The organism is Campylobacter sp. 2018MI01, assembly GCF_018501205.1.
GTDB lineage: Bacteria > Campylobacterota > Campylobacteria > Campylobacterales > Campylobacteraceae > Campylobacter_E.
In genome coordinates, this window is sequence record NZ_JAHCZE010000054.1 from 1 (window position 1) to 11,244 (window position 11,244).

Consider the following 11,244-nt stretch of genomic DNA (forward strand, 5'->3'; position numbering starts at 1 on the left):
CATTTAATATTAAATCTTGATAAAAAAAACTAGAGCGTTTAATAATTTCATAAGAATACTTTACATTTTCATAGCTTAAGCTTAATTTATCTAAATATTCCTTGCTTGAGCAAAAGATTAAATTATTTTTTAAAATATTTTCAAAATCATAAAATAAGTCATTTTTTAAAGTAGTAATATTTAGCCTATTTAAACATTCTATGCTTAATTCATCTAATAAAACCACCCTTTTATCAATTGAATAAAACGCAAGCAATCTTGTTAAAGCAAATTCAAAATCATTTATTTTTAAAAATGCTACTTCTTTATCACTAATTGATAAATCCTTAGTGCTAATTATCGCATAAGCACCTTTTTTAATAGCTTCATTTGCCAATGCTTGTTCATTGGTAAAAAACGCACTAGCATTAGTAACGCTATTTAAATTAAGGCAAAAATCTTTAAGCCTAGAAACACTAGGCTTATTAATAATTTTTGCATTAATTAATTCTGAAAAATTAGTTATTTCCAATTTTTATCCAATCACAGCACCATTTTCACATTTAGTAAGCGGTGTTAATAAAACTAAGCTTTCATCTGAATTTTTAGCACTTAAAATCATACCTTCACTTAAATGCTTAAATACTTTTCTACTCTCTAAATTAGCAAGTAAAATAATTTGTTTGCCAACTAAATCTTTAGCATTATAATATTTCGCAATTCCGCTTAAAACTTGTCTTTTTTCAGTTCCTAAATCAAGTTGGAATTTTAATAATTTCTCACTACCTTCTACATTTTCACATTCTAAGACGGTTGCTACTTGCATTTTGATTTTTGCAAAATCATCAATTTTGATTTTTGGCTCTTTTAATTCTTGTTTTACTTCTTCTTTGCTTTCAATTTTAAGCTCAACTCTTGAGAATAAATGTTCGCATTCGTTTAAATTAAATTCTTTTTGTAAATTAAACATATCGTTATATGTTTTAGTATCAATATTTACTCCTAAAGCATTAGCTATTTTTGCACTAGCTTTTGGCATAACAGGACTTAATAAAATACTAGCATTTTTTAAAATGTTAAAAATTACTGCTAATAAGCTTTGAGTTTGTTTGCTTTCGTTGTTTTTCATCATAGTCCAAGGCTCATATTTTGAAACCATCGCATTTGCTATACTTAAAGCTTTCATAATTTCGCTTATATATTCATTCATTCTAAGCTCATTTATAGCATTTATACTTGCTTTAAAATATTCATTTGCTTTATTTAATTCTTCACTAAATCCTGATTCAAATTCCACTTTCAAATCAAAATATTTTTTAGCCATTGATATGCTTCTGCTTAATAAATTACCTAATTCATTTACTAATTCAGCATTTATTTTATTAACCATTGCAAGTTTGCTAAAATCTCCATCATTTCCAAAAGGCATTTGAGATAATAAAAAATATCTTAAAGGCTCATTGCCAAATTCGTTTTTAACATCAATAGGATTTATTACATTTCCTACACTTTTACTCATTTTTTCGCCTTCAACCGTCCACCAGCCGTGCGCTCCTATCATTTTAGGCAACTCTAAATCAAGGCTCATTAAAAAACAAGGCCAATAAATTGCGTGGAATTTTAAAATATCTTTACCAACTAATTGAATATTTGCAGGCCAAAAAGACATTTTTTCATCATTATCTAAATACCCTAAAGCACTCAAATAATTACTCAAAGCATCAAGCCATACATAAACTATATGCTTACTATCATTTAATTCATCAGGTATTTTTATGCCCCAAGAAAAACTAGTTCTAGTTACCGATAAATCCCTTAAGCCTTGTTTTACGAATGCTATTACTTCGTTTTTTTTGCTAGCTGGCATAATGCAAGTAGGATTATCTTCATACCATTTTAATAATCTATCTTGGTATTTGCTTAGTCTAAAAAAATAGCTTTCTTCTTTTAAAATTCTAGTAGGCTTTTTGCAATCAGGACATTTATCATTATCAAGTAATTGAGTTTTTGTATGAAAAGTCTCGCAAGATACACAATAATGACCTTCGTATTCATCTTTATAAATATCGCCTTTTTCATACATTTTTAAAAAAATCTTACGAACGCAATTTTTATGATTTTCATCAGTTGTTCTAATAAAATAATCATTACTAATTTCAAGTTCAGCCCACAAATCTTTAAAACTTTTGCTAACTTTATCAGCATAAGCTTTTGGACTTTCGTTGTTTTTGATAGCGCTTTCTTCTATTTTTTGACCATGCTCATCAGTGCCTGTTAAAAAGAAAGTCTCATCTCCTTTAAGTCTAGCAAATCTAGCAAGTGTATCAGCAATTATAGTAGTATATGCGTGACCTATATGAGCTTTGTCATTTACATAATAAATTGGAGTTGTAATATATGTTTTCATCTAAATCCTTAAAAATTAAAATCTTGTGAAGCACCTTGCGACATATTTTCATAAGTAGCCTTTACAAAAGCATTTCTTATATCGCACTCACAGAGCTTTTCACAATCTATACAAGATAATTTATTTTGCGTTTTTTGTTGGCAATCTTGCAAATTCTTTTTAGCAATTTGCAAATTACTCTCATAAATATTCATCTAAATATGCCTTTTCACTGATTGAACCAAGATAACAAGGTGTGCTTGCGTGAATTGTGCTAAATTTTAAATTAAGCAAACTTTCATATCCTTTAGAGCCTTTTATCCCATCACTTGAAAATCCACCAGCTTTTTCGTAAATATAAGCGAAAGGAAATACTTCAAATAAAGCCCTAAGTTTTCCTAATTTACCATCATTTAATGTAGCTTCACTTGTATTTGGATATGAAAACAATCCCCCACCCTTTATTAAAATCTGATGCAAATCACTAACCATAGCACCGCTATATCTTAAGCGGTATCCATCACTAAATATTTTATCAATCATTGCTTTATGAGCTTTACTCCAATCTTTTTGAGTGCCGCCTGTTGCGTTTAATTTACCTTTTTCATTTAGTTTTAAATCTTTTAAGAATTTAAATTCTTTTCCATCGTATTCATATAATTTTGGCTCATTTATACAAACTACTAATTGGGTTCTAGGACCATAAATTGAATAAATAGCTGCTTTTAAACTATTAGGCTCTGCAGTATTTTCATAGATGGCAAATATACTTCCTACTGCAAAATTAACATCAAATAAAGAAGAGCCATCAAGTGGGTCATACGCAACTATATATTTTGCATCATCGTATAAAAATTGCGGATTTTCTTTTTCTTCACTGATAATTGCTTTAATTGAGCCAATTTTACTAAGCTCGTTTGTAATTATCATATCGCTTAATACATCTTGTTTTAATTGTAAATCCCCACTAGCATTACTTAATTCTGTATAGCCATATTCAGGGTTATCAAAGCTTTGCTTAATCTTTAAAACGCTTTGTTTTATAGCTTCTATTATTTCTTGCATTAAATCTCCTTAGCATTATTTAAAACAAATTCACTAATACTAGCAATATCATCTAAATTAAATTGCTTTAAACCATAATCTTTATTAGAATAACTAGCTAATGCTAAAGAATATTCTAAATAACTCTCATCAACTTCTTTGCAAAACACACATAATCTTGGTAAAGGCAAACTTTTAAGTCCTTCAACTAAAACAATATCAGCACTAAATTGCTTAATTATTTGCTCTATTTCTAAGCTTTCGTGATAAAAAATAGTGGTTTTTACAGGGCTTAAAACCGCAACTTCAGCACCCGTTTGATAGAATTTAAAACTATCTTTACCATTCGTATCAAATACTGCTTTATCTTTTGGGTCATGCTTAATTATTGCTACCTTTAAGCCAAGCTTTTGTAAATGCTCTGAAATTTTACAAATTAGTGTAGTTTTGCCCGAATTTGATGGGCCAGTAAATGCGAATGCTTTTTTCATTGATTAACCTTTTTTATTAAAAATTATAAATTTATAAATTAAACGAAAGAGAAGTAATGAAAAAAGCTTTATTTTTAGTAATTTTGATATGTTTTACAGCTTGTGTTAGGCAAAATGATGAATTTTATAATTCAAAAGAAGAAATAATGTTAAGGTCTTATTATGTAAATGATTGCATTATTAGTTATTTAGGAGTTAAGGATAATAACGATTATTTTGTGATTGCTAGTAAAAATGAAATTGAACATATAATAATTGAAGGGTATTTGGTTCAATTTTTAAAACTGCCAAAAAATGAATTTAATTTGCCTTATAAAAATGATTTTTTATATTTTTACAAAATAATAAATACTGCTAGTAAAAAGACAAATATTGATATAGAAATTACTTTAAATAATGAAGAAACAAGAAGCGCTAAAATACAAAGAATTTCAAAATCTCTTGAATATCAATTTTAAGGGCTAAAAAACCCTTAAAATTACGCTAATAATGACGCTATTTGAGTTTGGTTAAAATTAACTTGTTGAGCGTTTTTAAAACTTTCTTCATTTTGCTTTAAAAAATTAGCGTTTAATTTAGAAAAATCTTCATTTTTAAATCTATCGTTATTGTTATTTGCTGTTTTTAAACTATTTTCTATTTTTTCTAAATCATTTTTCAAATCAACTTTATTTGTATTATTATTTTGAATTTTTGAAATCATTTCATCTTGTTGAGTGCTGATTTCTTGATATTTTTTCTCGCTTAATTTTTCTTCACTTACTTTTTTCTCATTTAATTGTTCTACCGAAGTATCTTCAACTTTTTGAGTAGGTTTATTTTGAGCCATTAAGACATTGCTTTGTATGTTATTGTTAATTTGCATACTAAACTCCTTTTAAATTTTGCCGATTATAGCCTATTTTTCTTTTTTCTTAGTAAAAAATAATATTAATTGTAAAATAACCATAACTTTAAAAATCATTTCACTTTGCTTATGATTATCATTAAAATCTTTACTATCAGTAATGCCTAAAGCCTGCATATCAAGCACATTAGCTGTATGATAAAATACAAACACTAAGGCTAAAATCAAAATTATTAGGCTTAAAATTGGCTTTAAACTAAATAATTTATTTGAAATACTTTCATAAATAATATTTAAAAAGCTTACGAAAAGTAACAAATAATTAAATTTTACAAACACTTGTGTCATCAAAAGTCCGCTTTGAAAGTGGCTTAAAATCCCATCTCCAATAATTGCACTAGGATAAAAAATAATAGGAGCAACAACAATTCCTATGAATAATTCTACAAAAATTATTCCAGCTAATAAAAAATCATTAATTTTTTTCATAATCTAACCTTTCTGCTATAAAAACTCTGTCAAAACCATTTAAATCTTTATAAAAACTAGCCTTAAAATTCTTTTCTTTTAGATAATCATTTAGGATTTCTTTTTGATCATATCCAAATTCGCACATTAAAAATCTCACATTTTCTAAATAACATTTATCAATTATTTTAAATAATATCTCATATCCTTTTTTACCACCAAAAAGCGCTGTTTTAGGCTCTTTTAATACTGATTTATCTAAATTATATTCGGTGCTAATATATGGAGGATTTGAGATAATTAGTTCATAGTCTTTAAAATTAACTTTCATAAAATCGCTAATAAAAAAATCACAATTTATATTATGCAATTTAGCATTTTCATTGGCTAGTTTTAAGGCTAATTTGTTTATATCACAAGCTTTTATATTTGCTTTTGTAAATAATTTTAAAAATATACTAATAATCCCACTTCCAAAACCTATTTCAAAAATATTTTTTATGTTATTTTGATTTATTAGATTTATTGCTAAATCTATTAGTATTTCAGTATCATTTCTAGGAATTAACACTCCTTTAGCACATTTAAATTCTAAATCTTTTATATAAGTTTTTGAGAATATGTATTGTAATGGAGTGCCGTTTTTGTATTCGTTTGCAATACTTAAAAGTTTAATTTTATCGCTTGGATTTATCACATTTGCCCTTGCGACTGAATATTCAAGCATTGAATATGAAAAATACTCCATTATAATCTGTCTTGCAATTACTTCATTGCTTAGGGCTTTTAATTCGTTAAATGTGGCTATCATTTAATGCACTTATTCTTCTACTTAAACTCGGATGAGTTTTATAAATCATTTCATAAATAGCGTTATGATCTAACAAGGCTTTATTATGAATAGCTAATACCTTTAAAGCACTTATCATATCGTTTTTGCTAGTTTTTATTGCCCCATGTTTATCTGCACTAAATTCATTTTTTCTTGATAAAGAATTTAAAATAGGACTTAAAATAAACGAAATTGCCGAGCCTACCATAATAAAAGCAAACAACGGACTAGATACAAAGCCTTCTAAATTAAATTGATTTTCAAAAAAACTTGAAAAATATCCAAAAAACGCAAAGGTAATTAATAGATTTAAACCACTTATAAAAAGCATTTTTAAAATATCTTTATGTTTAAAATGCCCTAATTCGTGAGCTAATACGGCAAGTAATTCATCTTTACTCATAGCATTGATTAAAGTATCATAAAGAACTACTTTTTTTGCTCCAAACATACCCGCAAAATAAGCATTAAGTCTAGTATCGTTTTTACTAGCGTCCATACTAAATACCCCATTACTTTTAAAGCCACATTCATCTAATAATTTTGCAATATCATCTCTTAATTCACCTTCTACAGGGCTTAATTTGTTAAACAATGGAACTATAAAATTAGGATAAATAACCATAGCTAAAAGACTAAAAATAAATAAAATAGCAAAGCCACCTATCCACCAAAACTCGCCTAATTTAGCAATAGCAAAAAGCAAAATATAAACTAAAGCTCCACCTATAATTACTAATAAGATTAATGATTTTAAAAGGTCTTTAAAATACATTTTAGGAGTTTTTTTATTAAAGCCGTGCTTGGTATCAACAACCATAGTTTTATAATAATCTAAGCAGGTTAGAATGCAAGAATTTATAATAAAATACAATAAAACTAAAATAGTATTATCAAGCAGTGAATTAGGCTCAAAATGAACCTTTAATACATTAAATAACACCAATATAAATACGCAATTTAAAATAAGTGCTAAAAAATTATTTAGTATTGAAAATTTATGCTCAACTATGGCTATATTTTTAAATTCTATAAATTGCTCATCACTTAAAAAACATTTATTTGTTTTTGTTTTAATATGATTTATTTCAAGTAATTTAAGTATTGTTTCAATCACAAAAATTACACTAATTATACTAATTATCAACATTTTCTAACCTTTCTGTAAGTTCTAAAACTTCGTAATACTCATTTTCTAAAAGCTCTAATTCCTGATTTAAATTCTCAAGCCTTTCATTAAGAGCCAATATCCCATATTTTTCATATTTTGTAGGGTCGCTTAAGTATTCATTTAATAATCTAATTTCTTTTTCAATCTCTTCAATTTTAACTGGGTGTTCTTCTAGGATTTTATTTTGTTTATAGCTTAATTTTACGCTTTTTTTACGCTCAACTTTTACTGGTTTTTCTTTATCGTTTTCTATTTCGCTATTTAACTCGCTTAATTCATCGTTTAATTCTAAAAGCTCACTAAATTTCATAGTTTCAATTTCAATTGATTGATTTGAAAAGGCAAAAAGCTTAGTAGCAAGTCTATCCGTAAAATATCTATCATGACTTACAAATATCAAAGCACCTTTAAAATCCATTAAATACTGCTCTAAAATATTAATCGTAGCAATATCTAAATCATTAGTAGGCTCATCTAAAATTAATACCTCATAATCTTTTGTAAAAAGTTTTGCTAAAGCCACCCTACTTTTTTCGCCACCACTAAGTGAGCCGATTTTATAAGTAAGTTGTTCTTTAGGAAATAAAAAATGCTTTAAATATCCATATACATGCATATTAGAGCCTTTCACATTGATAGTATCACCGCCATTTGGACAAAAATACTCAATCAAAGTTTCATCATCTTTTAAATCGCTTTTTTTCTGGTCAAAATATCCTATATTTATCTCACCTTTTTTTATAAAACCACTGCTAGGGCGAAGTTTTTCAAGTAGAATTTGTAAAAAGCTAGATTTTCCACAGCCGTTTTTGCCTACAATTGCTATTTTTTCACCTTGTAAAATCCTTGCATTAAATGGCTTAAATAATAATTTTTCGCCTAGCGTTAGGCTAATATCGTGTAATTCAAAAAGCATTTTTTTCTTATTTGCTATAAGTGGATTTGATTTTATATCACTTGCACGGGCAAGCTCAACTCTTAGCCTATTCAAAATACTAGGATTTTTTTTAGCCTCTTCACGCATTTTAAAAATACGCTCTTTTCTGCCTTCGTTTCGCTTAAGCCTTGCTTTTACCCCACGACGCAGCCATTCTTCTTCGCTTTTTAATTGTTTTACTAAAGTTTCATAGCTTTTATTAAGGCTTTCTAGTAATCTTGCCTTAGCTTGTAAATAATTTGAATACCCACCTTCAAATTCTCTTAATTTTGCATCTTCTATTTCTACGCATTTACTTGCAATGTTGTCTATAAAATATCTATCGTGACTTATAAAAATAACACATTTTTTACTAGCTTTTAACATATCTTCAAGGTATTTACACATAGTTACATCTAAGTGGTTCGTAGGCTCATCTAAAATCAAAACATCAGGAGATTTAAGCAGCATACAAGCAAGGCTTAATCTTCTTAATTCCCCACCACTAAGACTTGCTAGATTTCTATTTATAAAACTACTTAATTCAAATTCTTTTAAAGCTCTATTTATTTTACTATCAATACTCCAAGCGTCCTTGCTCTCTATTAAATCAAATAAAATTTGTTGTTTTTGTAATAATTCTTTATCATTTGGATTAGTTGATAGTTTAGAATTAATCTCATTATATTCGCTTAAAGCATTAAAAATATCGCCTAATTCCAATTTAATATATTCATCTACGCTAAGATTATAATCTATATTAATGCTTTGAGAAAGCATAGAAAAATTTATGCTTGAATTAATCAACACCCTACCATTATCAGGTTCTATTTCTTTAGTAATTATTTTTAAAAATGTAGATTTGCCCTGCCCGTTTTTACCTATTATTGCGATTTTTTCGCCATCGTTTATACTAAAATTTACATTTTTTAAAATAACTTTTTCGCCGTAAGCTTTATCAATATCAATACAATCTATTAAAATCAATTTAAATAATCCTTAAGTTTTTTAATGGCTAGTATTCTAGCCTTTAAAGATTATTTAACATCTACATCAAAATAAATTTCAACTTCTTCGTGAGTTTTCTTTCCGTGAAGTGCTGAGATTTGTTTATCAGTTGAAAGTGCTGTAAATGCTTCAGTTGTATTAAAATCAGTATTCATATTGATTACTCCTTTTACAACTAATTTACCATCAGCTACGCTATAAGTCATTGGAATTTCTTTTGTAATATCATTAAATGTGATTACACCTGTAGCACTTCCGCTTGTTTCATCACCTTTTACATCTTTTAAACTAGCTTCAATTTTGCTATTTTTTAGATTTGCAATATATGTTCTATGGATATTGTTTTCACGAATTTTATCTTTTGTATTTTCGTTAGCAAAATCCATACTTGCTTTAGTTCCGTTTAAAATATCTACAACAGAGCCACTTGTTTTGCTAAATTCAAATTTAGCATCATCAATAACACCAGGAACACCTAATTTTTTTTCCATTTTAAAGCCAACGAAATGAGCTTTTACACTAGCTTCATCAATAGTAATTGCATAAGCACTTGAGCCTAAAATCGCAGTAGCGATGATTGAAGAAAATATCTTTTTCATTTTTTTATCCTTTTTTTTAAATTGAACCATTATTATACGATATTTTGTTAATCATTATCATTTCTAATAGAAAATTTTTATTAATTAAAATTTTATATATTTATGCAATTTTTTTAAGGAGAAAAAATGTTAAAACAAATTAAAAAGTTAGCTTTAGTGTTGCTTGTTAGTTCAAACTTATTTGCCTTAAGTGAAGGTGTAGAATACAATGTGCTTGAAAATCCAATTCCAAATTCTGATAATTCTTTAACAGAAATATGGTCTTATCAATGTTCGCATTGTTATTTACACCACAATCACAATACTTTAGGACTAATAAAAGAGCAATTAAAAGATTTAGATATTAGATTAATGATGGTAAAAACTTGGGGAAAATTTGGTCAAGAAATGGCTAATTTACTTGCATACGCACATTATCAAGATGAAAAAAATAAAATTAGCTTGATTGATAAAAATAGCCTATATGATAAAATTAGTAGCGTTTATTTTGTTGAAATGTTTAAAAATAAATCAACTTGGAATAATAATCCTGATGAATTTTATAAATCTGGTCTAAGTATTCTTGGAATTTCAAAGAAAAAATTAGAAAGCTTCTTGCAAAGCCCTGAAGGAAAATATTTATTAAGCTCAACTGATATTGCAAATGAAATTGCTAATACTTACGGAACTCCAACCTTTATTGTAAATGGAAAATATGTAATCAATTTAGCTCATGCAAAATCTCCACAAATGCTTATAGATATGATAAACGAACTATCTAAAAAATAAGGATTTACTTAGGTAAATCCTAAATATTTCTAATACTTGTATTAAAAAGTAGTGAAATGTTGCATAAAATTATAAAACTCATACAATATTTATCTTATTATTTATCTTGGTTATGTGTAGTTGTTGGCTTGATTGAGCTTTTTATGGGCTTTAATTTTGCTTATTATTTTATATCTGCAATTTTGCTTTCTGCTATTTATGGAAGTATTAAAAAGAGATTAGATGAGATTAAATTTAATAAATACTTTTTAATAATTTTAGCTTTAGTATCTGCTTATAAATACTATGAATTTTTTATAAAAGAGCCAAATGATTTAATAGCAAAAATCATAAATACTAATAAAACTTGCCTAGAAAATCAAAAATATTGCATAATAAATGAAGTTACTACAAAAGAACTCAACGCTGTATTACTAGATAAAAACAATGATGAAATTCTTAAATATCTAAAAGAATATGGATTTAGAAAAAATGAGAAAAATAATATGCTGTATTTTCAAGATACTATTTATAAAAACCCAATTGATATAGCAATAAAATTGCAAGATAATCAAATAAATAAAATATATTATAAAGCAGATAGAAAATAAATCTACTTTACGCAAAATAAGCAAATCCTACTTATATACCTTATAATGAATTTCTTGGATTACTTTATTTTTATAAATTAAAGTTATAAAAACCATTTTTCCAAATACTACATTTTTATAACAAATATTAGCGTTTTTATAACAC

General features: G+C 26.8%; 13 protein-coding genes and 1 pseudogene. 3 read left to right on the forward strand and 11 right to left on the reverse strand.

Annotated features, from left to right (window positions below; translation table 11 throughout):
• From KJQ97_RS07645 to mobB, 5 genes and pseudogenes are all read right to left on the reverse strand, one after another.
• Positions 1 to 511: pseudogene (locus tag KJQ97_RS07645) on the reverse strand (hypothetical protein); the annotation flags it as partial.
• Between the two features lie 3 nt (positions 512 to 514).
• Positions 515 to 2,386, reverse strand: a complete 1,872-nt coding sequence (metG, locus tag KJQ97_RS07650) for a methionine--tRNA ligase (RefSeq protein ID WP_214120458.1) — start codon at positions 2,384 to 2,386, stop codon at positions 515 to 517.
• Positions 2,387 to 2,394: 8 nt separating this feature from the next.
• Positions 2,395 to 2,580 carry a hypothetical protein gene (locus tag KJQ97_RS07655; RefSeq protein ID WP_214117534.1) on the reverse strand — a complete coding sequence of 62 codons (186 nt, stop codon included), beginning with the start codon at positions 2,578 to 2,580 and terminating at the stop codon, positions 2,395 to 2,397.
• Positions 2,567 to 3,430, reverse strand: coding sequence for a class 1 fructose-bisphosphatase (locus KJQ97_RS07660; RefSeq protein WP_214117535.1), 864 nt, complete (start codon positions 3,428 to 3,430; stop codon positions 2,567 to 2,569). The genes KJQ97_RS07655 and KJQ97_RS07660 overlap by 14 nt, the downstream gene beginning before the upstream one ends.
• Positions 3,430 to 3,900, reverse strand: a complete 471-nt coding sequence (gene mobB / locus KJQ97_RS07665; RefSeq protein WP_214117536.1) for a molybdopterin-guanine dinucleotide biosynthesis protein B — start codon at positions 3,898 to 3,900, stop codon at positions 3,430 to 3,432. Before mobB ends, KJQ97_RS07660 begins: the two co-directional genes overlap by 1 nt.
• Before the next feature lie 56 nt (positions 3,901 to 3,956).
• Here mobB and KJQ97_RS07670 point away from each other — a divergent pair, with 56 nt between their 5' ends.
• Complete coding sequence (locus KJQ97_RS07670) at positions 3,957 to 4,358, forward strand: hypothetical protein (RefSeq protein WP_214120459.1); 402 nt, start codon at positions 3,957 to 3,959, stop codon at positions 4,356 to 4,358.
• Between the two features lie 20 nt (positions 4,359 to 4,378).
• On the opposite strand, the gene KJQ97_RS07675 is transcribed toward KJQ97_RS07670, so the two are convergent.
• Genes KJQ97_RS07675 through KJQ97_RS07700 form a run of 6 tightly spaced genes read right to left on the reverse strand, consistent with a single transcriptional unit; the run spans position 4,379 to position 9,741 of the window.
• Entirely contained in the window at positions 4,379 to 4,765 is a 387-nt protein-coding gene (locus KJQ97_RS07675) for a hypothetical protein (RefSeq protein ID WP_214120460.1), read from the reverse strand.
• Between the two features lie 33 nt (positions 4,766 to 4,798).
• Positions 4,799 to 5,236: a DUF4149 domain-containing protein gene (locus tag KJQ97_RS07680; protein ID WP_214120461.1), complete on the reverse strand. Its 438-nt coding sequence runs from the start codon at positions 5,234 to 5,236 to the stop codon at positions 4,799 to 4,801.
• Complete coding sequence (locus KJQ97_RS07685) at positions 5,223 to 6,026, reverse strand: HemK/PrmC family methyltransferase (RefSeq protein WP_214120462.1); 804 nt, start codon at positions 6,024 to 6,026, stop codon at positions 5,223 to 5,225. Before KJQ97_RS07685 ends, KJQ97_RS07680 begins: the two co-directional genes overlap by 14 nt.
• Positions 6,010 to 7,197, reverse strand: a complete 1,188-nt coding sequence (locus tag KJQ97_RS07690; protein ID WP_214120463.1) for a M48 family metallopeptidase — start codon at positions 7,195 to 7,197, stop codon at positions 6,010 to 6,012. Before KJQ97_RS07690 ends, KJQ97_RS07685 begins: the two co-directional genes overlap by 17 nt.
• The gene (abc-f, locus tag KJQ97_RS07695) at positions 7,184 to 9,121 is read right to left on the reverse strand and encodes a ribosomal protection-like ABC-F family protein (RefSeq protein WP_214120464.1); all 1,938 of its coding nucleotides are present in this window, start codon (positions 9,119 to 9,121) and stop codon (positions 7,184 to 7,186) included. The genes KJQ97_RS07690 and abc-f overlap by 14 nt, the downstream gene beginning before the upstream one ends.
• 50 nt (positions 9,122 to 9,171) lie before the next feature.
• Positions 9,172 to 9,741 carry a hypothetical protein gene (locus KJQ97_RS07700; RefSeq protein WP_214120465.1) on the reverse strand — a complete coding sequence of 190 codons (570 nt, stop codon included), beginning with the start codon at positions 9,739 to 9,741 and terminating at the stop codon, positions 9,172 to 9,174.
• Between the two features lie 126 nt (positions 9,742 to 9,867).
• On the opposite strand from KJQ97_RS07700, the gene KJQ97_RS07705 reads away from it, so the two are divergent.
• Both KJQ97_RS07705 and KJQ97_RS07710 read left to right on the forward strand, forming a co-directional pair.
• The gene (locus tag KJQ97_RS07705; protein WP_214120466.1) at positions 9,868 to 10,509 is read left to right on the forward strand and encodes a thioredoxin domain-containing protein; all 642 of its coding nucleotides are present in this window, start codon (positions 9,868 to 9,870) and stop codon (positions 10,507 to 10,509) included.
• A gap of 56 nt (positions 10,510 to 10,565) precedes the next feature.
• Positions 10,566 to 11,099 carry a hypothetical protein gene (locus tag KJQ97_RS07710; RefSeq protein WP_214120467.1) on the forward strand — a complete coding sequence of 178 codons (534 nt, stop codon included), beginning with the start codon at positions 10,566 to 10,568 and terminating at the stop codon, positions 11,097 to 11,099.
• The last annotated feature ends 145 nt before the right edge of the window (positions 11,100 to 11,244 follow it).